This is a genomic window from Mesorhizobium sp. P2_D1 (assembly GCF_056404455.1).
This window is the reverse complement of the sequence record NZ_JBFUDZ010000023.1, coordinates 40,766-62,399: the sequence shown is the minus strand read 5'-3', so window position 1 is coordinate 62,399 and position 21,634 is coordinate 40,766. Positions and strand designations below refer to the sequence as shown.

Here is a 21,634-nt window from a genome sequence, read left to right as displayed (position 1 = left end):
TGATCTCTCAGACCGCCAGCGAGTAGCCCAGATCGCGCAATGGCAGTCGGCGCACGCGCTCTCCGGTGGCGGCGAAGATGGCGTTGCCCAGCGCGGGCGCCAGCGCCGGGAAAGCAGGTTCGCCCATGCCGGTCGGTGGATTGTCCGACTGGATGAAATAGGCATCGATCGTCATTGGTGCGAAAGGCATGCGCAGGATCGGATAGGCATTGTAATTCTGCTCCTGCACGCGGCCGTTTTCGATGTTGATCTTGAGACCCATGGCCGTTGAGAGTGCGTCGGTCGACGCTCCCTGCGCCTGGGCTTCGGACCCTGCCATGTCAATGATGGGGCCGACATCGAGCACCACCACGATGCGCGCGATCTTGATCCGCTTGTCGGTGTCCACGCTGATCTCAATCGACTGTGCGACATGGCCGGCGTGGGAATAGCACCAGGCCAGGCCCAAACCGCTCCCATTCGCCAACTTCTTGCCCCACCCGGCCTTCTCGGAGCACATCCTGATCACGTCGGTGGCCCGCTTGGGGCTGAAGTTGACGCTTTTGTCCTTGGGCGCCAGACCAGGCACGTCGCGGTTCACGGCGTCGATAAGGAAATCGACATGATCGCGGCCGGAAGCGAGCGACAGTTCGTGCATGAAGCTCTGGGCAGCGAAGACCTGGGCATTGTCGCCCGGCGCGCGCCACGCTCCGGTGGGAATCTTCAAGGGGAACATTGTCTTGGCGCGGCGCAGATTGGGCGCCTTGATCGAATATCTCAGATTGTCGGTGAGGTTGGCGCCCGTGGCTTCCTTCTTGCCGTCGGCGGTGAAGGTGATGAAATGTTCCTGCCAGGCGTCGAGCCTGCCGCCTCTGTCGATCGCGCCCTTGAACTGATGGTAGCCGGCGGGCCGGTAGAAATCGTGGGCGAAATCGTCTTCGCGGGTCCATTGCAGCTTGACCGGGGCACTGACCTTCTTGGCGATAGCCGCCGCCTCGCAGGCATAGTCATTGACCAGCCGCCGTCCGAAGCCGCCGCCGACGCGGGTCTGGTGCATCACGACTTTCTCCGGCGGAATGTCTGCAGCCTTTGCAATCAGCGGCAAGCCACGATCGGGCTGTTGGGTAGGCACCCACATCTCCATCACCCCGTCATGGTAGTGCGCCGTGGTGTTCATCGGTTCAAGCGGCACATGGGCGGCGAAAGGATACTCGTAATAGGCCTCCACGGTCTTGGCGGCATTGCCCAAGGCCCTGTCCACGTCGCCGACATTGTCGTCGGGCTTTTCCGGGAAATTTGTCGCCAGCTTCCTGGCCTGGGCCGAGAATTGCGACGTGGAGTCTTTCGAGGCCATGCTCAGGTCCCAATCCACCTGAAGCTTGTTCTTGGCCTGGAAAGCGCTCCAGGTGTCCCTGGCGACGATAGCCACGCCCGGCATCACTTCGACCGCCATGCCCGTGCCGTCCACGGCGAAGGCGTCGAGCACGCCGCGTTGCGCCTTGATCTCGTCGATGTTGAAGGATTTGACCTTGCCGCCCGCCGCCGGACATTTGGTGTAGGTCGCATAGACCATGCCGGGGAGTTGAACATCGATGCCGAACAGCGGCTGGCCACTGACGACCTTGGGATCGTCAACACCGCGATAGCGCTTGCCTATCAAGCGATACTCGGCGCGAACCTTCAGCGTCAAGCTCTTGGGATCGGGCACTGGCATTTTCGACGCCGCGGCGGCAAGTGACCCATAGGTTGCGGACCGACCGCTGGCGGCATGGGTCAAGATCGAGTCCCTGGCGGTGATCTGCGACGGGTCCACCTTCCATTGCCCGGCCGCTGCGGCGATGAGCATCGCCTTGGCGCCGGCACCGGCCTGACGCAGCTGGTCCCAGGCATGCGGGATGGATGTCGAACCGCCCGCGCCTTGACTGCCATAGACCTTGGGATTGATGTCCGCCTGCTCCATCACGACGTGGTTCCAATCGGCGTCGAGTTCATCGGCAATGATGACGCCGAAGGAGGTCTTGATGCCCTGGCCGATCTCCGGGCATTTGGAATAAATTGTGATCGTGTTGTCCGGGGCGATACGGATGAAAGCGTTCATCGCCTGGTCCTTGGTGCTTGCCGTATCGACGTTCGCACCATCCGCCGCGAACGCTGCGTCTCCAAGGTGAAAGCCCAGCACCAGCCCCGCTACGCCCGCGCCGGCCAACTTGAAGAAGGTGCGTCGTCCCATTGTCACCGACGCACTGGTCGGCGGGACCGAACGGACCTCGCGTATCAGCGCCGAGAGGTAGGCATCGGACTGGGCAAAGTTGGACTGAATGTCAGCCATTGGGTGCCTCCTTAGATTGCTGGGACGCCTGCTTTCGCAGACCGGCCACATCCTTGCCTGCCAAATGTGCGCCTTCGGCACCAAACCGGGCGGTGACATAGTTGGCCACGGCCGCGATGTCGTCGTCCGAATAGCCCTCACCAAAGGCCGGCATGAAGATCGTGCCTTCGGCGGTCTTGCGGTTGACGCCATTGATGATCGTCTGCGCTACATTCGTGGCACTGGGGTCGTTTACCGCGCGCACGCCGGTCAGGGTGGCATAGCCGGTGACCGGGCTCACGCCGGTCCAGTCGTGGCAGCTGGCGCAGGCGCCGGCGAAGATCTTTTCACCACGCGAATTGACATCCGCCGCCACGCCCTCCTTGTACGACGCCGGCGCTGCGGTCGTGACCGTGCGGGGCAGGTCACTCGCATGGGCGGGTATGCTGCGCAGGTACGCCATCAAGGCATGGGTGTCGTCGGGCAACAGATAGCTCAGGCTGTCATCGGTGGCCTCACCCATCGGCCCAGCAGCGCCGCCATGACCGTTGGCATGACCGGTGGAAAGATAGGAATAGAGATCCTGGTCGCTCCAGTCGCCGATGCCTGAAGCCTTGTCGCCGGTGACGTTGTAGGCGCGCCAGCCCGCGGTCAGCGCGCCAGCGAATTTGCCGTGATTGTCCAGCCCATATGCCAGGTTGCGCGGTGTATGGCATTCGCCGCAATGGCCCAATGCCTCGGCAAGATAGGCGCCTCTGTTCCATTGCGGGCTCTGGCCGGCGTTGGGGCGGAAACGATTGTCGGGATTGAACATGACATCCCAGAGCACCAGCAGGCTGCGCTGGCTGAAGGGCCAGGAAAGCTGGTCTTGCCTTGTTGGGGCGTGCACCGGCGCCAGCGAGAAGAGGTACGCCTTGATGGCCAGCGCGTCGGCGTCGGTCATGTAGGTGTAGGAGCTGTAGGGCATGGCGGGATAGAGCTTTTCGCCGTCGGCGCGAATGCCCTTGTGCACAGCGGCCAGGAACTGCGCATCGGTGTAGTTGCCGATGCCGGTTTGCTTGTCCGGGGTGATGTTGGTGGAATAGATCGTGCCGAACGGCATGTTGAAGGCGAAACCTCCCGAGAAGGGGGCGCCGCCCGGCGCGGTATGGCAGGCTTGGCAGTCTGCGGCATGGGCGAGGTATTCGCCGCGCTTGACCAGATCGGCACTGGCGAGCTGGGCCGGAACACCGGTGATATCGGCGCTATGGTAATCCGCCAGCGCAACGGTCGAGCCGCCGGCAAAGGACATCGGATCGCGGCCGAGAAACAGCCAGCCGGCGAAACCAAGCGCTGCGATGACAATGACAGCAAAGACAGTGCCGATGATTTTCTGCATGGTCAGGCCGGCTTGGCAGCGGCGTTCTTGATTGCTCGGCGGATGCGGATATAGGTCCCGCAGCGGCAGAGATTGCCCGCCATGGCCGCGTCAATGTCGGAATCGTCGGGTTGCGGGTTGCTGTCCAGCAGCGCCGTGGCCGACATGATCTGGCCGGCCTGGCAATAGCCGCATTGCGGCACTTCGGCTTCCATCCAGGCCTGCTGGACCTTGGCGCCGTTGGGCGTGTTGCCGATCCCTTCAATGGTGACGACGGCGCGGGTGCCGACATCGCCAATGGTCAGTTGGCAGGAACGCACAGGCTTGCCTGCCACATGCACCGTGCAAACCCCGCATTGGGCGATGCCGCAACCATATTTGGTGCCGACCAGATTGAGATGGTCGCGCAGCACCCACAGAAGCGGCATGTCCTCCGGTACATCGACCGTGCGCAATTGTCCGTTGACCGTAAGGGTAACCATATGTCCGTACCTGCCTGACCATGAAGCCGTCGCATAAGCGCCTCTTCAAATTGTAGGGGGCCGGAGCTCCGCAGGTAGGATCGGTTGGATCACATTTAAGGGATCGCCGCCGGGTGGCCCGCGCAATCGGCAAACCGAGCGGTTGTTTGCAAAGTTGAAAGCAGTGGCGAGGGTGCCACCTCCTTGTGCGTCGCGGGTCCCCATTGTCTGGAGCCGGTGGCGACGGATTTCGCAATCCGATCGCGCCGACGTCTTGGCTGGCCAGCGTCAGTTGTTACGGGTCGCCACGAATGTCGCCGCTTCTTTCAGCAGCGCCGCCTGTTCCCCGTAAGGCGCGAGCAATTCATGCGCCTGGTCGACGAGGCCGTGAAGCTGGCTGCGCGCCCAGTTCGCGCCGTGCAGCGCCACCAGCGTCGCCTTGCCGGCGGCTGCATCCTTGCCGGTTGCCTTGCCCATCTGGCTGGCATCGGCGGTCAGGTCGAGCAGGTCGTCGGCAAGCTGGAAAGCAAGGCCGATCGCCGAGCCGAATTCGGCCAGCCGCTCGCGGTCCTCGGCCGGGGCGCCGGCGACCAGTGCCCCCGCCTCGCAGGCGAAGCGGATCAGCGCGCCGGTCTTCATCGCCTGCAGCCGGATGATGCCGGCCTCGTCCGGCGGCGCCTGTTCGGCCTCGAGGTCAAGCTTCTGGCCGCCGACCATGCCGCCTGCCCCGGCCGCGCGGGCCAGCGCCAGCACCAGGGCTGCGCGCCGCTCTGCCGGCAGCATGGTCGCTTCGTCGGCAATGATGTCGAAGGCCAGCGTCAGCAAGGCATCGCCGGCCAGAATGGCGGTTGCCTCGTCGAAGGCCTTGTGCACCGTCGGCTGGCCGCGACGCAGGTCATCGTCGTCCATGGCGGGCAGATCATCGTGGATCAGCGAATAGCAATGCACGCATTCAAGGGCGGCCGCGACGCGCAGTGCTGCCTCGCCATCGGCGGAAAAAAGGGCGGCACTTTCCATGACCAGGAAAGGGCGCAGGCGCTTGCCGCCGTTGAGCACGCCGTGGCGCATCGCCGCCATCAGGCGGTCGGGCCGCGTGATCTCGCCCGAAAGCGCGCGGTCGTCGAGCAACCGCCGCAGCAGCACCTCGACGGCGGCTGCCCGTCTGATGAGCGCCATTTCGAACGCCATTTCGTCCTCATTCGTCATGGTCGGGACCGGTAGCCGACACTCAGACGTTGCGCAAGAAGCCAAGCGCCATTATGCCGGAGCAGGGAGAAGCACGGGTTGGGCGGCTTGGCGGAACCGATCGTCGATCATGAAACCGAAAAGCTGGACATGGCGACCAGATCGCGGAGCGTGAACCGCCGCGGTCTCAAGCGCTGGGTCCGGCGCGGGATCGTCGTGGCCGCGGTGCTGGCGCTCATACCAACGGTGCTGACGTTCCTCTATCTGCCGTCCTTCGTGCATCCGGTCTCGACGCTGATGCTGAAGGACCTGGCGACATTCTCGGGTTATGACCGCCGCTGGGTGTCGATCGACGACGTTGCACCTGTGCTGGCCAATTCGGTCATCATGTCGGAGGACGGGCAGTTCTGCTTTCATCGCGGCGTCGATCTCGGCGAACTGAGGGGCGTCGTCGACGATGCGCTGGCCGGCGAAGCAACGCGCGGCGCCTCGACCATCACCATGCAGACGGTCAAGAACCTCTTTCTCTGGTCACGACCGCTGGGCTCGGTGCGAAAGGTGGTCGAATTGCCGCTGGCCGTCTATTTCGACGCGGTGATGTCGAAACGGCGCATCATGGAGATCTATCTCAACATCGCCGAGTGGGGGCCGGGCATCTATGGCATCGAAGCCGCCGCACAGCACCATTTCGGCGTTTCGGCAAAACAATTGTCGCGACGGCAGGCCGCCCTGCTCGCCGTCTCCCTGCCAAATCCGATCGCCCGCAATCCGGCAAAGCCCGGGCCGGGCCTGAGACGGCTTGCCAACCTGATCGAGCGGCGGGCCGGCCGCTCCGGCGCGTATGTCGGCTGTCTGCAGTAGCCAGCTCAAAAAAATTCGCGGCAGTGCTGGCCAAAACGGCGTAGGGCGTGTATAGGCACCCGACTTTCTCAGATTCCGGCCCCGACACGGCCCTTTCACGAGGGCGGGCGGGGCTTTTTGACCATGTAATGGAGCATATCCATGGCCGTTCCGAAACGAAAAACCTCTCCGTCCAAGCGCGGCATGCGCCGCTCGGCCGACGCCCTCAAGGCCCCGACCTATGTCGAGGACAAGAATTCCGGCGAAATGCGCCGTCCGCACCACATCGACCTGAAGACCGGCATGTATCGCGGCCGCCAGGTGTTGACGCCCAAGGAAAGCTGAGACCAGCTTTTCGACGTATTGAGTATTCGAAAGACCGGCCGGTGGCCGGTCTTTTGCGTTGGGTGGGCCGATAACCGGGCAGCCTAGATTGTCGCTTGGCCGCTCACCCTATGCCAAACGCCAAATGCCTGGCGTGGGCGATTCATCAGGATCGTTGCGCCGGGGGCTGACATGGTTGTTGCATCCGGTCTTCGACCGTGTTCGTGGCATTTTACGAAAATTCTTGACGGCGTGCCTGTGGCGCATTCTACAGAGATTGCCCCCATATGGAGACGCCAGATGTTCGGTGCCGTCCCGCTCTTGATCGTGCCATTCGTGCTCTACAATCTCGGCCTGCTCGGAATATTCGGCGGCGGCGACGATCCGTGGGCGAACGAAATCTTCTCCTTCCGCATGATGTCGGGCGGGGTGTTCGCGATGACTCTCGGCGACCTGATAGTGCTGATCGGGCTGATTTCCCTTTTCGCCGAAATGGTGAAGTCGGCGCGCACGACCAGCGCCTCTATCATGGACCATCTGTTGTCGACGCTGGTCTTCGTCGCGTTCCTGGTCGAGTTCCTGCTGGTGAAGGGCGCGGCACATTCCATCTTCTTCACGCTGATGGTCATTGCGCTGTTCGACGTGCTGGCGGGGTTTGCGGTGTCGATGCGGTCGGCGAGCAGAGACATCAATCTGAATTAACGCTGCATTGATCTTGAGGTGATGCCGGCCTGCAAACGGCTACCTCCTGCGCTTCCGGTGCTCACGTACCTAAAGGTACGCTTCGCTCCGGTGACCTGAATCTCAACACAGCCTTGGCCGTGATAGCTCAGCCCGGATCGGCAGTGAAGCCGGCCGCTTCGATGCCGGCTATGGCGGCCGCTTCGTCATTGTCCGACGTATCGCCGGAAATGCCGACAGCGCCGATGATGGCGCCGGCCATGTCGCGGATCAGCACGCCGCCGACGACCGGCAGCACGCGGCCGCCAGACACGTCCGAGATGCCGGCGACGAGATGCGGGCGCTCCTTGGCGAAGGCTTCGACGCGGCGCGAGCCCATGCCGATGGCGAGCGCGCCATAAGCCTTGCCGGCCGACATTTGCGGGCGCAGGAACGAGGCGCCGTCCTGGCGCTGGAAGGCGACCAGATGGCCGCCGGCGTCAAGCACCGAGACGCCCAGCGGCTTGAGCTTGAGATCGGCGCCCCTGGCAAAGGCGGCATCGATGATTTGCCTGGCTTTTTCGAGCGGCAGCGCGGTCATGGCAGTCTCCTGTTTGAAAACGCGCCGATCATCGACCGTCGACGGACATGGCAAAATCCCGGTTTCGGTTGAAATTGCTTCGCGTTAAGAGGTGGAATGGAACGATCCGGATATGGCGTTTCCATTTTGCAGCTTCCAGACCTGCAGTCGATCGTGCCGGCCGGCAGCGCTATTTTTTCTTGGCTCGGGCAGGCTTCTTGGCGGGTGCCATCGGTGCGTTGGCAAGGTCTTCCGCTTCCTTGGCGAGACGCAGCGCCCGCAGCTTGTTGGTCTTGGCCTGGCGGGCGTCGCTCTCGGCGACGTATTCGGCCATCGCCTTCTGGCGGACGGTTGCCGCCTCTTCCTGCTTCTTGAAACGCAGGTCAGCACGCGCGCGGGCAGCATCCCGAGAGTTCTCAACCAAGACCTTATCCAATCCCGTGAATTGTGATTTTCCGCCCCTTCTAGCAGAGCCGGGCCTCAAACGGGAAAATATGTTGGTCAAGCGGCCGGGCTGGCGCCGGGGGCCTTGCTGGCGACCACGGCCTCATAGGCGGCCTGCAGGGTCGCACGGACAGAGGGGCCAGCCGATGTATCGAGCGGCATGCCGAGATGCTCGTGGCGCAACTCGTCCATGAACTTGTCCCACATCTGCGGCCCGCCCTTCTCCAGAAGCTCGGCGCGGATCGAGAGTTCCGCGCTGACCGGCAACCAGACGCGGCCCCAGGCGCCGAGGTGGGCCAGGATCGGCACCAGGGTGATCGCCATCTCGGTCAGACTGTAGATCGCCTTCTGCTTGTGGCTGGGATCGTCGGCCTTGGTCAGCATGCCCAGTCCCATCAGCCGCTTCAGCCGGTCGGCGAGGATGTTGGAGGCAATGCCCTCCATCGATCCGTTGAGCAGCTCGCGAAAGTGGCGCCTGCCGCCAAAAATCATGTCGCGAAGGATGATCAGGCTCCAGCGGTCGCCGAACACTTCGAGCGACAGGTTGATCGGGCATCCGGACCGGCGATCCATGCTCATGAGATTTTCTCCGCAAAACCGGTTGCATTATCGTATCAGTTTTATTATCGTGCAACCGATTGCAAAAAGCAATCAGTATTGCTGAGGAGGAGACCGAGCCATGACAACTATTGAGCGCCCCAAGATCGTATCCGAGGCCTTTGGCGATCCGGCAAACCCGCCGCTGTTGCTGATCATGGGATCGATGGCCTCGATGCTCTGGTGGCCGGAGGCGCTGTGCCGGAAACTGGCCGATGGCGGCCTGTTCGTCATCCGCTATGACAATCGCGATACCGGCCGTTCGACCAAATATCCGCCGGGCGAGCCACCCTACACATTCGACGACATGGCTGACGACGCGATGCGCGTTCTCGACGACCACGGCGTCGGCAAGGCGCATGTCGTCGGCATGTCCATGGGCGGCATGATCGCCCAGCTTGTGGCGCTCAAGCACCCGTCCCGTGTCGCTTCGCTGACCGTGATCAGCAGCTCGCCCCTGGGGATCGACACATCGCATCTGCCACAAACGAGCGATGCCTATATCAAGCATTCGGCCGACGGCGCGAAAGTCGATTGGTCGGACCGTGGCCAGGTGGTCGATTTCATGGTCAAGGATACGCTAGCGATCGCAAGCACCGTACATCCGTTCGATGAGACCGGGATGCGGACCTTCATCGAACAGGATTACGATCGATCCGGCGGTTTGCTGAGCGCGACCAACCACTTCATGGTCAGGGGTGGCAACGCTTGGAAGGGGCGCCTGCGCGAGATGACGGCGCCGCTGCTGGTCATCCACGGCACCACCGATCCGATCTTTCCGGTCGAGCACGGCGATGCACTGACCGAGACCGTCGCCGGTGCGAAAATCCTTCGGATCGAAGGTGGCGGCCACGAGCTGCACCCGGACGACTGGGCTGTGATGGTCGCCGCCGTCGTCGACCACGCCCAAGCCAATTGAGCCATCCTGCGCGGGCTTGACGAGCAAGGCCCGCCGCAATAGTTAAGTAAATGCTTCAGTGTTAATCCTGGCAAGCAGCATGGCACCGACCACCGGCGCATCTCGAAACAGACGAGCAAAAAATGTCCCTGACGCTTCATTTCCATCCGCTGGCCTCCTTCTGCTGGAAACCGCTGATCGCGCTGTATGAGAACGGCATACCGTTCGCGCCGGTTATCGTCGATCTCGGCGACACCGAGTCGCGCGCGGCCTTCCTGAAGATTTCGCCGACCGGCAAGATGCCGGCCCTGCGCGACGATGCGCGTGACCGCACGGTGCTGGAATCGACCATCGTCGTCGAATACCTGGCCGCCCACTATCCGGGGCCGGTCGACCTCGTCCCGGCCGACATCGACCTGGCGCTGACCGTCCGGCAGGGCGATCGCTTCTATGATTTCTATGTGCAGGAACCGATGCAGAAGATCGTCGGCGACCGGTTGCGGCCGCAGCACAAGACCGATCCGTTCGGCGTCGAGCAGGCCCGCGCCCAGCTGCGCAATTCCTACGCCATCGTCGAAGAGGAGATGCAGACGAAGACCTGGGCGGTGGGCGACGCCTTCAGCATGGCCGATTGTTCGGCGTCTCCCGCACTCTTCTACGCCAACAAGGTCGAGCCGTTCGGCGACAAATACCCGGCCGTCAAGCGATACCATGACCGCCTGGTGCAGCGCTCCGCTTTCGCCCGCGTGATCGAGGAGGCGCAGCCCTACTTCAAGTTCTTTCCCTACAACAACGGCTGATCGCAATGCTGCACGATCCTGCCCAGCTCGATCTGATGTTCCAAGCGCTCGCCGATCCGGCGCGGCGGCAGATGGTCGACCGGCTGTCGCGTGGCCCGGCTTCGGTCAGCCAGTTGGCCGAGCCGCTGGCGATGTCGCTGTCGGCCGTCGTCCAGCATCTGAACCTTTTGGAGGCAAGCGGCCTCGTGCGCACACAGAAGGTCGGTCGAGTGCGCACCTGCCAGATCGAACCCAAGGCACTGAGGGCAGCCGAACACTGGATCAATGAACGGCGTCTCGTCTGGGAGCGCCGGCTGGACCGGCTCGGCGATTTTCTGGCTGAGACCAAGGACAAAAGCTGAAGGAGGCAATTATGACGGAACGTTCCGTGATTCATTCGACCATCGTGCTGGAGCGCACCTACGACGCTGTGCCGGCGCGCGTGTTCCAGGCCTTTGCCGACCCGGAGGCCCGCATGCGCTGGGGCGCGCCTTCAAAGACTGCCGAACTGGTCTACGACAAGGCCGATTTCCGCGTCGGCGGGCTGGATGTCAGCCGCTGCGGTCCGCGTGGCAGTCTGATCTACCGGGTCGAAAACCGCTACGTCGATATCGTGCCTGAGCAGCGCATCGTCTCGACCGAACTCGTCTGCGAAGGGTGGGACCGGCTGTCCGCCTCGCTGATCACGATAGAGCTTCAGCCGCTCGGTGCGTGCACGCGGCTGGTGCTGACCGACCAGATCGCTGCCTTCGGCGACAAGGACATGATCGCCGGCAGCGAGGCCGGATTCAGCGCGGCGCTGGACAATCTGGCTGCCGAATTCGTGCCCGAGACCGCCGGTGCCTGACGATCCATCGATGAGGATCATGCTCTGAATTCAATCCATCCATCGAGGAGAATCCCATGACCGAACGTTCCGTCGTCCATTCCACCTTCGTCATCGAGCGCAGCTACCCAGCGTCGCCCGCAAAAGTCTACTTCGCGCTAAGCAATCCGGCGGCCAAACGGCGCTGGTTCGCGGATCCGCACGATCCGGTGCCCAGCAGGCATGAAATGGATTTCCGTATCGGCGGCAAGGAGGTCAATGCCGGCTGTCCGAGCGATGGCCAGATGCATTTTTTCAATGCTGTCTATCAAGACATCGTGCCGGACCAGCGCATCGTCTACAGCTATGAGTTGTTGTTCGGCGAAACCCGTGTCTCGGTGTCACTGGCCACGATCGAGCTGCTTGCCGAGGGCGATGGCACGCGGCTTGTGATGACGGAACAGGGCGCCTTCCTCGACGGCCACGATACGTCGGCCACACGCGAGCATGGCACAGGAGAACTGCTTGATGCGCTCGGCGCTTTCTTGCGCGAGGAAGCTTGAACTGCGTTGCCGATACGGCGGAGCCGTCAGGCTTCCCAGAACTGATCGAGCCAGATGTTGAGTTTGAGGAAGCCGGGATTGCTCACCGTATAGACGCGCCTGGTGCCTTCGGCCTTAGCGTTGACCAGCCCTGCATCGAGCAGCACTTTCAAATGTTGCGAAACGGCCGGGCGCGATACAGGCAAACCCGCAGCCAACTCGTTGACGGTTTTCGGGCCGCGGCGAAGTTCTTCCAGAAGATGGCGCCGGTTGGGATCGGCAATCGCCATGAAGGCGTCGGAAAACATCATGCCTTTATTAGTGAGGCAAAGCCTTTCGAATCTCAACTGTCTGCTTCTGCTTTTCTTCTGGGATCAAGCCGCAATGCTTCCGGCGTGACCGACCGGTCGGCCGGTTGCGTCTTGAAGGCGTCACGATCTTCGATCGGCACCGGAGCACGGCGGCTGATGCGCAGCAACGTATAGGCCGCCAGGCAGACATGCGCGAAAGCGGTCGCCAAGAACAGGCCTTCCGGGCGCGTCCAGCCCATCAAGGCGGCTGCCAGCAGAGGTCCGATCATCGTGCCGAAGCCGTAGAGCAGAAGCAGGCCGCCCGACACCTTGACGAAATCCTCGGCGCGGGCGTGGTCGTTGGCATGCGCCACCGCGATCGAATAGAGCGTATAGGCGAAGCCGCCATAGGCCGCCGTGAAGACGATGACGAAGACGCTGGAGCGTGGCTCGAACACGAAGATGGCAAGCGCAACCAAGGCCGCGCCGAAGGCAGCACCTGCCAGCACGAAACGCCGGTCGGTCTTGTCCGAGAGGCGCCCTGCAGGAAGCTGCATGGCGGCACCGGCAACGACCACCAGGCTCATCATCAGGGCGATCTCGGCCGTGGGAATGCGGATGCGGGCGCCATAGACGGCGCCAAGGGTGCCCCAGGCGCCGTTGGCGATGCCGATCAGGACGCAAGCGACAGCCGACACCGGCGAATTGACATAAAGGCCTTTGACGTCGAGCGAGACATCCTGCAGCGGCTTGGGGTGGGAAGCGGTCGAAACCGCGGTCGGGAGCAGTGACAGGCAAAACAGGATGCCGGTGATCATGAACAGGGAGGCCGATTTCACGTCGCCGCCAGCGACGATCATCTGTCCGCCCATGATCGAGGCATAGGTGACCATCATATAGAGGCCGAAGATGGTGCCGCGGTTCTCGTTGGTGGCCTTTTCGTTCAGCCAGCTTTCAATGACCATGAAGGCGCCGGCCATGGTGAAGCCGGTGAAGGCGCGCAGCAGGATCCAGACATACTCGTCGATGATCAGTCCGGTGAGCAGCGCCACGATGGCGCCCGATGCGGCAAAGGCGCCGAAGGCGCGCACGTGCCCGGCACGGCGCACGATGCGCGGTGCAAAGAAACAGCCGGTGACGAAGCCGCCGGCCCAGGCCGTGCCCATCAGGCCAAGCGATGCGGTCGAGAAGCCTTCCAACTGACCGCGGAGCGGCAACAGCAGCCCGTGCAATCCAGACGCCGCGAGCAGGAAGGCGGTGCCGCGAAGCAGCGAGAGGATCGGTCGGTAGGTTGCGAACATTGTTTGATCCGGCTCGGGTTGGCGGGGACGCTGGGTCTGAAGACAGTCGCATTCGGGCTTTTCGGCGGCGGGCCCTGCGCCAGCCTCTATCCGCGACGGAACAGTGCTTCGGCGGCCGATTTGGTGCTGTCCTTGGCCTTGAGCTCGTTTTCCAGGCGGGTGATCTCATCGCGCAGGATACCGATCCGCTCGGTCAATTCACCGACCGAAAGCAGCGACAGCTCCTGCCCGATCTCGTGCGGGCGCGCCTTCTTCTTGGGTTCGTCGTCGAAGATCGCCATCGTCGCTCCTCCCACATTGGCCATTTGCCTGATTTGGCAATCAGCATACATAGGGCAGGGGCGTCGATGCAAACGGCCGGTCGGATAACGGCGAGGAAAGACGGGAAATCACATGGCGAGCGGACAGAAAATTCCGGCAAGAATGACGGCCATCGCGATCTCGGTGCCGGGCGGCCCCCGGGTGCTGAAACCCGAAACGCGCGACGTGCCGCAGCCGGGCCCCGGCGAGATCCTGATCAAGGTGCACGCCGCCGGCGTGAACCGGCCCGACATCCAGCAGCGCAAAGGCGCCTACCCGCCGCCGGCCGGCGCGTCCGACCTGCCCGGCCTCGAGGTGTCGGGCGAAGTGGCCGCCCTTGGCGATGACATATCGCGCTGGCGCATCGGCGACCGCGTCTGCGCGCTCACACCCGGCGGAGGCTATGCCGAATATGTCAAGGTTCACGCCGGCAGTGTGCTGCCGCTGCCGGCCGGCTTTACCCACACCGAAGCCGCAGCGGTGCCGGAAAACTACTTCACCGTCTGGCACAACGTGTTCGAGCGCGGCGGCCTGAAGAGCGGCGAGACACTGCTCGTCCATGGCGGCTCGTCCGGCATCGGCACCACGGCGATCCAGCTTGGCTCGGCTTTCGGCGCTAATGTCATCACCACCGCCGGCAGCAAGGAGAAGTGCGACGCCTGCCTGAAGCTCGGCGCCGACCGGGCGATCAACTATCGCGAGGAGGATTTCGTCGCTGCGGTCAAGGAGGCGACCGCTGGCAAAGGCGCCAATGTCATCCTCGACATGGTCGGCGGTGACTATGTGGCGCGCAACTACGAGGCCGCGGCGATTGAGGGTCGCATTGTGCAGATTGCCGTGCAGGGCGGCGCCGTGGCGAGCGCCGACTTCTCGAAGATCATGGTCAAGCGGCTGACCCATACGGGGTCGACGCTGAGGCCGCGCACCGTCGAATTCAAGGCGGCGATCGCGGCAGCGCTGGAGGCGCAGGTGTGGCCGTTGCTCGGCACGCGCAAGGTCGCTCCCGTGATGGACATGATCTTCCCGCTCAGCGAGGCCTGGCGGGCGCATGAGCGGATGGAGGAGGGCGAGCACATCGGCAAGATCGTGCTCGACGTCGGCTAGGCCGCATCGAGTTTCAGCTGCTGCGGGACTGACCTGAATCTCGACACATCCTGGTCGTGCGCCTCCCTGCCTACAAGATGAACAGAGGCTTAATGGTGCAATGCAGCATTTGCATCATTGCTATGCAAAAACGGCCGTTCAAGTCCTGATCGATGATGACTATTTGAGCATCACCGAAACGAACAACCCATTTGGAGGACTACCATGAACCCGATCCGCGCTTTCCGTAACTGGCGTAGGTACACCGAGACTGTGCGCGAACTGAACAGTCTCAACGCACGTCAGCTCAACGATCTCGGCATCAACCGCGCCGACATCGAAAAGATCGCCCGCAAGGCCATCTAAAGCCGAGCACGGTCCGCGCAGGCGGACGGTGCCGTAGAAGCCAGAGCCGCATCAGACGGATCCCGTCGCGGTTCCGAGCCCGCTGGACCCAGTCCGGCGGGTTTTGTCGTTCTGGGGGTCGGACGACCAGAGCCGGTCGACCGCGGCCTCCGTCGGCAAAGCCAGTTTGTCGCTGCTCAAGAGCGCGGAGCCGTTCCAGTGGTCGCGGGCCACGGTTTCTGGCCGATGACATCCAAAAACATTGCGAAGCGGCGACGGAGCGGCTATACAGGCCGCGAATTTCCCATTTTGGTGGCTCTAAACCACCGCCCGCGCGGGAACGCGGGCGAACGAGAAGGATTTTTAGAATGGCCAATACGCTGCTGATGCCCAAGGCGACTGCCGTCTGGCTGGTCGACAACACCGCGCTTTCTTTCGAGCAGATCGCGCAGTTCTGTGGGCTACATCCGCTCGAGGTCAAGGCGATCGCCGACGGCGAATCGGCGCAAGGCATCAAGGGCATGGATCCGATCATGACCGGCCAGTTGACCCGCGACGAGATTGCGCGCGCCGAAAAGGATCCGAACCAGCGCCTGAAGCTTTCGGACCCCAAGGTGCGGGTGCCGGAATCCAAGCGCAAGGGTCCGCGCTACACGCCTCTGTCTAAGCGCCAGGACCGGCCGAATGCCATTCTCTGGCTGGTGCGCAACCATCCCGAACTGAAAGATGCGCAGATCTCCCGCCTCGTCGGCACCACCAAGTCGACGATCGAGCAGATTCGCGAGCGCAAGCACTGGAACTCGGCCAATCTGCAGCCGATGGACCCGGTGACGCTGGGTCTCGCCTCGCAGATCGACCTCGACATGGAAGTCAACCGCGCTTCGCGTGGCCGCGAACAGGCGCAGCCGGTCGGCGACACGCTTTTGCCRGCGGCCTTGACCGAGCGGCTGGTGCCGGCTCCGGAGAAGCCGAAGGACGAGGACGCCGAGCTCGACGCCAACGCCGTTTTCGCCAAGCTCTCGGCCCTGAAGTCGAAGAACACGGACAACGACGACGAGTGATATTTCCGACACCCAACAAAAAGCCCGCTTCGAGCGGGCTTTTTTTGTGCGGTCCGGCAGTCCCTTTTTACTTTGACGCCGTTCACCCATTTCCTGGAGTTGCTCTAGGTCCGCGCCGCACGGTCCGGCGCCATGCCGTAATCCTCGCTGCGCTCCACTGCCCGATAGAAGTCGGCAAGCTGCTTGCCTCGCTCCGGCTTGAAGATGCGGCCGGCGATGACCACCGAAGCGATGCGATCGATGCGGAAGGCGCGAAAGTCGTCACGCATCTCGCACCAGGCGACCAGCGTCCACACCTTGCCCCAGAACCACAGGCCGAGCGGACGGATATCGCGTGCGGTGCCGCGGCCGGCCTCGTCGCTATAGTCGATGGTCAGAACCTGGCGCTTTTCGACCGCGCGCTCGATCAGGTCGATCGCTTCGCGGGCGGCGTCGCTGACCACCCACATCGGCGTGTGGATCTCGGTGCGGGCGATGCGGTCCTTCTCGGCATCCGGCAGCACCGCACCGATCTTGACCAGCGCCTCGTCGGCAGCGCGCGCCATGGCGGCGCCGCCAAAGGCGCGCACCATGCGGGCGCCGGCAACCAGCGCGACGATCTCGTCACGCGTGAACATCAGCGGCGGAAGGTCGAAACCCTCCCTCATCATGTAGCCAACCCCGGCCTCGCCGTCGATAGGCACTCCGGTCGACTGCAGGTCGGCGATATCGCGGTAGATGGTTCGCTCGGAAACCTCGAGCCATGTGCCGAGCTTCTGGGCGGTGACCAGACGGCCACCGCGCAGATGCTGCACGATCTGGAAGAGCCTGTCGGCGCGGCGCATCGTTTGGTCCCTCGGCGTTGTTTCTATGCATGCCGCCCAAAACCGCAGAACAGTTTTGGGGCGGCATGCATCATGGTTTCAGCCCTTCGCGCTTGCGCTGCGCGGCGACGAATGCCGCGCCGAAGGACAGTTTTCTCGTGGTCGGCGTGTTCGAGTCGAGCACGCGCCAGAACGGCGCAATATCGCTCAGTGTCATGCCGCGCTCGAGATCCTCGTTGGCGGCCTCGGCAACAGTGCGCAGATGATAGCCGATGGTGACCGGGCATGTCACTTCGGCGCCGTGCTCGATGGCAAGCGCCGTGCGCAGGGCGCGGACATCCATCTCCACGCCTTCCGGGATCGAGCGGATGAAATCATCGACCTGGCGTGCAGTCGGCACCAGCATCGGCTGGCCCTCGATGACATCGGCCATCGTGCGCGGCGTCGGCTTCACGCCGTTGATACCGGGCGTATTCAGCCTGTCGTTCCAGCTCTTCACCATTCCGCGAGGCCCTTCCCGTAGAAGGCTCCTGTCCTGTCCATGTCAGTGACGGGAATCTGAAACCAGGCCGAAGCTTTTGCAGCAATGGAAGCCATGCGTTTCTCCCGAAGTGAGTTTGCTCGCGACACCTATTGCACGTCTATCCTGACAGCATACTGTCAGGAGGCTTCAGCATACTCCTTGGCGAACAGCGTCCGCATCTGCGCGAGATCGCTGCTTCTTTCCGGATAGAGCGTCTTCAGGAAGGCGAGCGCGAATGTGCCCGGCGCCGAGCCCGGCGCGGAAACCACAGCGCCGTCGGCAACGGCATGCGGCACGTCCTGATAGTTGCCGTTGCCGGGATAGCCGGCTTCATGACTGTTGATCCAATCGCGGCCATTGCTGGTGTGCCTGGCCTTCTCGAACAGGCCGGCTCGGGCCAGCGCCAACGTGCCGGCGCAGACACCGCCAACGACGCCGCCGCGCGACGCAACAGCGGTGAGCAGGTCTGCCGCATCCGGTGGCGCCTTGCCTGTCCACTGGTCGGAGCCGATGACGACGATGGCGTCGAGATCGGCATTCTCCCCAGCTTCAGCAGAGCGATCTGGTGTCAACTGAAAACCGCTGATCCCGGTCACTGGCTTGCCACCGGGCGTCAGCGATACGGCGCGCGCACCGAACCATTCGACCGCCGAGGCCGCCAGCAGCCCATATTCCCAGTCGGCAAAGCCGTCGATGAAAAGAAAGCCGATCTGCTTCTGTTTGGGCATGAGCTCGCTCCTCCCTTGCGCGCCGGACTTATTATCTGGGCCTTGGGGCGCCCACATCCAACCGCTGTGTCGAAAAATTCGTCTCAATTGCCGCGGTAGCGACGTTCGGCATACATGTCCGGCCAGCCGATATCCTTGCGAATGTCCGCCGGCAGCGAGTTCATGAACCGCTGGGTGCGGATCTCGTTGCGCATCGTCCGTATCTTGCCGACATAGTGCTGCACGCCGCGCAGAAGGGTGGAACCGTTCATAGCTAGTCTCCTCTCTTTAACTGGAGGCAGTATCGCATACCCCTCCTGACAGCAGTCTGTCAGGAGGGTGGCAGGGCGCGGACGATAGTTGTGATCGCAGTGTACCCCGAGAGAAGACATCGTTTTCGCTGCATCAAGTCGAGGCCATGCAGCACGCTTGCCGGTCGGGATTGTTCACCGAGCGAATATCGATTGAGGGTCCATTGTTCAATCCTGAGCGACGGACTGTCAGGATACGCGGTCTTCAGCGACGTGGCCGAAGTTCTGATATGGAGGGAGAAAATTATTCCCCAAAAACAGGGAGACGACCATGAGCCTGCAACTGACAGGAATCCACCATCTGACGGCAATCACCGCCAATGCGCCTGGAAATCTTCATTTCTACACAAAGGTGCTGGGCTTGCGGCTGGTCAAGAAGACGGTGAACCAGGACGACACCTCGGCTTACCACCTCTTCTATGCCGACGGCGAAGCGACRCCGGGCACSGAYCTTACCTTCTTCGACTGGCCGGTTGGCCAGGAGCGGCGCGGCACCCATAGCATCGTGCGGACCAGCCTCAGGGTCGGCAGCCAGGAAAGCCTTGCCTGGTGGAAGCAGCACCTGACCAGCGAAAACATCGCGACGAGTGAGATCGCCGACATCGGCGGCTACCCCAGCCTGGATTTTGAGGATCCCGAGGGCCAGCGTCTGCGCCTCATCAGCGATGACGGCGAGGGCGACAGCCACCCCTGGGCGCACAGCCCGGTGCCGGCTGAGCATCAGATTCGCGGGCTCGGGCCGATCGTCATCAGCGTTCCCGACATCACCAACACCGAGGCGGTGGTGACGCAAGTGATGAACATGCGCAAGGCCCGCGACTATGCCTCGCCGGAAGGTCAGGTTCACGTCTTCGAAATGGGCAAGGGCGGACCGGCGGCGGAGCTTCATGTCCTTGTGCAGCCTGGACTGGCGCCGGCAAGGCAAGGCGCCGGTGCGGTCCATCACGTCGCCTTCAGGGCGCCGGACCAGGAGACGCTGCATCAATGGACGGCGCGGCTGGCCGAATTCCGACTGCCGTCGAGCGGCGAGGTCGAGCGCTATTACTTCCGTTCGCTCTATTTCCGCGAGCCGAACGGCATCCTGTTCGAGATCGCCACCGATGGGCCGGGGTTCACCGCCGACGAGCCGCTGGAGACGCTGGGTGAAAAGCTGGCCTTGCCGCCGTTCCTCGAACCGAAGCGCGCCTCGATCGAGGCCGGCCTCAAGCCGCTGAAGTAGATCGTTCCTCAGTCAAGGCGGGCGCCGCGTTCCGGCTCGGGATCGCGGCGCCCATTCTTCTCGGGCAACGACGACGTGCTTTGACAGCCGGCCGTGTTGCTGGTCAAAGGCGGCATGTCGAAACTCCTCGCGCTCGTCATTGTTGGCATCATGGTCATCCAGCTGATCAAGCCGCTCGGCTGGCCGGGGCTGAAACGGCGCAGCGACTTCTGGAAGCTGGCCCTGCTGGCGATGGCGGCGATTTCCATAACAGCCGTGCTCGGACACTGGACATAAGCCTGCGCCAACCAAGCCCGGCTCCAGTTCAGCTGGCAAGTACCAGGCCGGCGAGATGCTCAGCCCATGCCCGGTAGCCGGCTTCCGAGGCGTGAAAACCGTCGGAGGCAAAACCCTCTTCAGGATTTGTGATCGGCAGGCGCGGCGCCGGCACCGCGCCGCGTTCCAGGCAAAGGCGTTCGCCCATCCGGTTCATCTCCGCGGCACGGATCTCCAGGATCTTGCCGAGCAGCGACGGCATGGCCGGTGCCCGCGTGAACTCCAGCACCGGAGACCACACCACGCGCGCTTCCGGCCATTTGGCGCGCAGCGCATAGAGCAGGCCGCCGAACTCCTTCTTGAAGCGCGGCACCGAGTGAAAATTCTTGGTGTCGTTGGTGCCGATGGCGAGCACGATATGTGTCCACGGATCGGCCGACAGATTGGGCAGGACATGGTCGCGGATCTGGCCCGACGTTGCCGAATTGAAGCCGGCCGCCCGCCAGCGCACGGCGCGGCCGGTGTCCTGCGCAATCAGCACGGCGAGTTGCGCGGCAAGCCCGTTCTCCGAATTGCCGATGCCAACCGAAGCGGCCGAGGAATCCCCCAGCACCAGAAGCGAGATTGGCGGCGCCTTGCCCTGGATATCGTGCATGACCGGACCCTGCGCCGGCAGCATGCGCGTGGTACGGCGGCGCACGCCGAGGCCTTGCCAGACATAGACCGGGTAGGCGAGCCAGGTGAGAAGGGCGAGAGGGCGCTGCATGCGCACCCTTTAGCGCATGTTGCGCCCGAGGTGAACGACCGGCTCGCCGACACGCTGATCGCAACAGGTTTCCTGCACTCCAGACCGGTCGCCATATTCATCGTGCAGCCGCACCCAGTCCATCAGGCCATGATAGGGGCCGGTCTCGTTGCGGCCCTTCGGCGTCATGTCGAGATAATCATATGTGCCGATCAGCGCTTCGCCCCCGCGGGCGCGCGACATGAACGTGAGAAAGATGTCGCCGTTCTCGTCTCGGTAGAAAACGCTGGTGCCGGGAAGTTCCTTCGACGTCCGGGGAATTGTCTCGAAATTGTAAGTGGTGTCGCCAGCCGCGATCTGCTTGTCGGTGAAGGAGACCTGCATGTCGAAGTTGAAATCCGAGGCATAGGACGACACCCAGTCGAACTTCCAGCCCATGCGCTGCTTGTAGGGCAGCAATTCGGCCAGCGGCGCCCGCGAGATCACGACCAGCGACACGTCGTGATGCCTGAGATGCTGGTTGGCCCCGTCGATATGGTCGGCAAGGAACGAGCAACCCTCGCAATGATGGTTGCACCCCGGCCCGAACATGAAGTGGTAGACGATCAACTGGCTGTTGCCGGCAAACAAGTCCGCCAGTTTCTTCGGCCCTTGCCCGGTCTCGAAGACATAGTCCTTGCGGATCTTCAGCCAGGGCAGTTCACGCCGTTCGGCGGCGATGCGCTCGCGAAGCTTGGTGAGTTGTTTCTCGCGCGCCAGATGCGCCTTGTGCGCCTGAAACCAGTCTTCGCGCGAAACGACCTTGTTGCGGTTCATGAACCTCTCCCTGTCTGTCATCCCAAGGACGTTCGGGACGGGCGAAAACCGACATCGCCGGTTGTTTGTTTTTGAGCATGATCTTGCGAAACCGGATTCCAGTTTCGGGATCACGC

The 21,634-nt window shown here is 62.9% G+C and carries 29 protein-coding genes; 13 read left to right on the top strand and 16 right to left on the bottom strand.

Annotated features, from left to right (window positions below; all coding sequences use genetic code 11):
- Positions 1-7: 7 nt before the first annotated feature.
- The 4 genes from AC1D0I_RS17960 to AC1D0I_RS17945 form a co-directional block, all read right to left on the bottom strand.
- Complete coding sequence (locus AC1D0I_RS17960; RefSeq protein ID WP_477396744.1) at positions 8-2,308, bottom strand: xanthine dehydrogenase family protein molybdopterin-binding subunit; 2,301 nt, start codon at positions 2,306-2,308, stop codon at positions 8-10.
- On the bottom strand, positions 2,301-3,665 hold the full coding sequence (locus AC1D0I_RS17955; protein ID WP_477396742.1) for a c-type cytochrome: 1,365 nt from the start codon (positions 3,663-3,665) through the stop codon (positions 2,301-2,303). The genes AC1D0I_RS17960 and AC1D0I_RS17955 overlap by 8 nt, the downstream gene beginning before the upstream one ends.
- 2 nt (positions 3,666-3,667) lie before the next feature.
- Positions 3,668-4,126 carry a (2Fe-2S)-binding protein gene (locus tag AC1D0I_RS17950; protein WP_457150452.1) on the bottom strand — a complete coding sequence of 153 codons (459 nt, stop codon included), beginning with the start codon at positions 4,124-4,126 and terminating at the stop codon, positions 3,668-3,670.
- 267 nt (positions 4,127-4,393) lie between these two features.
- Entirely contained in the window at positions 4,394-5,311 is a 918-nt protein-coding gene (locus AC1D0I_RS17945) for a polyprenyl synthetase family protein (protein ID WP_477227730.1), read from the bottom strand.
- Between the two features lie 78 nt (positions 5,312-5,389).
- Between AC1D0I_RS17945 and AC1D0I_RS17940 the strand changes: the two genes are divergently transcribed.
- From AC1D0I_RS17940 to AC1D0I_RS17930, 3 genes are all read left to right on the top strand, one after another.
- Positions 5,390-6,151, top strand: a complete 762-nt coding sequence (locus tag AC1D0I_RS17940; RefSeq protein ID WP_095089384.1) for a biosynthetic peptidoglycan transglycosylase — start codon at positions 5,390-5,392, stop codon at positions 6,149-6,151.
- 141 nt (positions 6,152-6,292) lie between these two features.
- Positions 6,293-6,475, top strand: a complete 183-nt coding sequence (gene rpmF / locus AC1D0I_RS17935) for a 50S ribosomal protein L32 (RefSeq protein WP_008834724.1) — start codon at positions 6,293-6,295, stop codon at positions 6,473-6,475.
- A gap of 279 nt (positions 6,476-6,754) precedes the next feature.
- The gene (locus AC1D0I_RS17930) at positions 6,755-7,156 is read left to right on the top strand and encodes a hypothetical protein (protein WP_477396740.1); all 402 of its coding nucleotides are present in this window, start codon (positions 6,755-6,757) and stop codon (positions 7,154-7,156) included.
- A gap of 127 nt (positions 7,157-7,283) precedes the next feature.
- On the opposite strand, the gene AC1D0I_RS17925 is transcribed toward AC1D0I_RS17930, so the two are convergent.
- From AC1D0I_RS17925 to AC1D0I_RS17915, 3 genes are all read right to left on the bottom strand, one after another.
- The gene (locus tag AC1D0I_RS17925) at positions 7,284-7,715 is read right to left on the bottom strand and encodes a GlcG/HbpS family heme-binding protein (protein WP_477396738.1); all 432 of its coding nucleotides are present in this window, start codon (positions 7,713-7,715) and stop codon (positions 7,284-7,286) included.
- Between the two features lie 169 nt (positions 7,716-7,884).
- Entirely contained in the window at positions 7,885-8,118 is a 234-nt protein-coding gene (locus AC1D0I_RS17920; RefSeq protein WP_095089622.1) for a hypothetical protein, read from the bottom strand.
- 77 nt (positions 8,119-8,195) lie between these two features.
- Complete coding sequence (locus AC1D0I_RS17915) at positions 8,196-8,717, bottom strand: winged helix-turn-helix transcriptional regulator (RefSeq protein ID WP_477396736.1); 522 nt, start codon at positions 8,715-8,717, stop codon at positions 8,196-8,198.
- A gap of 100 nt (positions 8,718-8,817) precedes the next feature.
- Here AC1D0I_RS17915 and AC1D0I_RS17910 point away from each other — a divergent pair, with 100 nt between their 5' ends.
- The 5 genes from AC1D0I_RS17910 (at position 8,818) to AC1D0I_RS17890 (ending at position 11,780) form a co-directional block, all read left to right on the top strand.
- Positions 8,818-9,654 carry an alpha/beta fold hydrolase gene (locus tag AC1D0I_RS17910; RefSeq protein WP_477396734.1) on the top strand — a complete coding sequence of 279 codons (837 nt, stop codon included), beginning with the start codon at positions 8,818-8,820 and terminating at the stop codon, positions 9,652-9,654.
- Between the two features lie 122 nt (positions 9,655-9,776).
- Positions 9,777-10,433: a glutathione S-transferase family protein gene (locus AC1D0I_RS17905; RefSeq protein ID WP_477396732.1), complete on the top strand. Its 657-nt coding sequence runs from the start codon at positions 9,777-9,779 to the stop codon at positions 10,431-10,433.
- A gap of 5 nt (positions 10,434-10,438) precedes the next feature.
- Positions 10,439-10,774, top strand: a complete 336-nt coding sequence (locus tag AC1D0I_RS17900; protein ID WP_095089377.1) for an ArsR/SmtB family transcription factor — start codon at positions 10,439-10,441, stop codon at positions 10,772-10,774.
- Positions 10,775-10,785: 11 nt separating this feature from the next.
- Positions 10,786-11,259 carry an SRPBCC family protein gene (locus tag AC1D0I_RS17895; protein ID WP_477396731.1) on the top strand — a complete coding sequence of 158 codons (474 nt, stop codon included), beginning with the start codon at positions 10,786-10,788 and terminating at the stop codon, positions 11,257-11,259.
- A 56-nt stretch (positions 11,260-11,315) separates the two neighbouring features.
- The gene (locus tag AC1D0I_RS17890; RefSeq protein ID WP_095089374.1) at positions 11,316-11,780 is read left to right on the top strand and encodes an SRPBCC family protein; all 465 of its coding nucleotides are present in this window, start codon (positions 11,316-11,318) and stop codon (positions 11,778-11,780) included.
- A gap of 26 nt (positions 11,781-11,806) precedes the next feature.
- Here AC1D0I_RS17890 and AC1D0I_RS17885 read toward each other — a convergent pair whose 3' ends face one another.
- The 3 genes from AC1D0I_RS17885 to AC1D0I_RS17875 form a co-directional block, all read right to left on the bottom strand.
- Complete coding sequence (locus AC1D0I_RS17885) at positions 11,807-12,070, bottom strand: ArsR/SmtB family transcription factor (protein WP_095089373.1); 264 nt, start codon at positions 12,068-12,070, stop codon at positions 11,807-11,809.
- Between the two features lie 32 nt (positions 12,071-12,102).
- Complete coding sequence (locus AC1D0I_RS17880) at positions 12,103-13,350, bottom strand: MFS transporter (RefSeq protein ID WP_095089372.1); 1,248 nt, start codon at positions 13,348-13,350, stop codon at positions 12,103-12,105.
- An 86-nt stretch (positions 13,351-13,436) separates the two neighbouring features.
- Positions 13,437-13,631 carry a DUF1192 domain-containing protein gene (locus AC1D0I_RS17875; protein WP_477299944.1) on the bottom strand — a complete coding sequence of 65 codons (195 nt, stop codon included), beginning with the start codon at positions 13,629-13,631 and terminating at the stop codon, positions 13,437-13,439.
- Positions 13,632-13,743: 112 nt separating this feature from the next.
- Between AC1D0I_RS17875 and AC1D0I_RS17870 the strand changes: the two genes are divergently transcribed.
- The 3 genes from AC1D0I_RS17870 (at position 13,744) to AC1D0I_RS17860 (ending at position 16,139) form a co-directional block, all read left to right on the top strand.
- The gene (locus AC1D0I_RS17870) at positions 13,744-14,754 is read left to right on the top strand and encodes an NAD(P)H-quinone oxidoreductase (RefSeq protein WP_477299943.1); all 1,011 of its coding nucleotides are present in this window, start codon (positions 13,744-13,746) and stop codon (positions 14,752-14,754) included.
- A 204-nt stretch (positions 14,755-14,958) separates the two neighbouring features.
- Complete coding sequence (locus AC1D0I_RS17865; RefSeq protein ID WP_095089369.1) at positions 14,959-15,099, top strand: DUF1127 domain-containing protein; 141 nt, start codon at positions 14,959-14,961, stop codon at positions 15,097-15,099.
- A gap of 347 nt (positions 15,100-15,446) precedes the next feature.
- Positions 15,447-16,139: a DUF1013 domain-containing protein gene (locus AC1D0I_RS17860; protein ID WP_095089368.1), complete on the top strand. Its 693-nt coding sequence runs from the start codon at positions 15,447-15,449 to the stop codon at positions 16,137-16,139.
- A gap of 104 nt (positions 16,140-16,243) precedes the next feature.
- On the opposite strand, the gene AC1D0I_RS17855 is transcribed toward AC1D0I_RS17860, so the two are convergent.
- The 4 genes from AC1D0I_RS17855 to AC1D0I_RS17840 form a co-directional block, all read right to left on the bottom strand.
- Entirely contained in the window at positions 16,244-16,963 is a 720-nt protein-coding gene (locus AC1D0I_RS17855) for a helix-turn-helix transcriptional regulator (protein ID WP_091578656.1), read from the bottom strand.
- A 70-nt stretch (positions 16,964-17,033) separates the two neighbouring features.
- Positions 17,034-17,444 (bottom strand): hypothetical protein, encoded by a 411-nt coding sequence (locus AC1D0I_RS17850; protein WP_457150464.1) that lies wholly within the window; start codon positions 17,442-17,444, stop codon positions 17,034-17,036.
- 158 nt (positions 17,445-17,602) lie between these two features.
- Positions 17,603-18,193: a DJ-1/PfpI family protein gene (locus tag AC1D0I_RS17845; protein WP_477227739.1), complete on the bottom strand. Its 591-nt coding sequence runs from the start codon at positions 18,191-18,193 to the stop codon at positions 17,603-17,605.
- Between the two features lie 83 nt (positions 18,194-18,276).
- The gene (locus AC1D0I_RS17840; protein ID WP_457150466.1) at positions 18,277-18,444 is read right to left on the bottom strand and encodes a hypothetical protein; all 168 of its coding nucleotides are present in this window, start codon (positions 18,442-18,444) and stop codon (positions 18,277-18,279) included.
- A 310-nt stretch (positions 18,445-18,754) separates the two neighbouring features.
- On the opposite strand from AC1D0I_RS17840, the gene AC1D0I_RS17835 reads away from it, so the two are divergent.
- Positions 18,755-19,702: a ring-cleaving dioxygenase gene (locus AC1D0I_RS17835; protein ID WP_477396729.1), complete on the top strand. Its 948-nt coding sequence runs from the start codon at positions 18,755-18,757 to the stop codon at positions 19,700-19,702.
- 114 nt (positions 19,703-19,816) lie between these two features.
- Entirely contained in the window at positions 19,817-19,978 is a 162-nt protein-coding gene (locus AC1D0I_RS17830; RefSeq protein WP_082525434.1) for a hypothetical protein, read from the top strand.
- Between the two features lie 28 nt (positions 19,979-20,006).
- Here AC1D0I_RS17830 and AC1D0I_RS17825 read toward each other — a convergent pair whose 3' ends face one another.
- Complete coding sequence (locus tag AC1D0I_RS17825) at positions 20,007-20,723, bottom strand: SGNH/GDSL hydrolase family protein (RefSeq protein WP_457150468.1); 717 nt, start codon at positions 20,721-20,723, stop codon at positions 20,007-20,009.
- Between the two features lie 9 nt (positions 20,724-20,732).
- Positions 20,733-21,518 carry a DUF899 domain-containing protein gene (locus AC1D0I_RS17820; RefSeq protein WP_457150469.1) on the bottom strand — a complete coding sequence of 262 codons (786 nt, stop codon included), beginning with the start codon at positions 21,516-21,518 and terminating at the stop codon, positions 20,733-20,735.
- Positions 21,519-21,634: the final 116 nt, after the last annotated feature.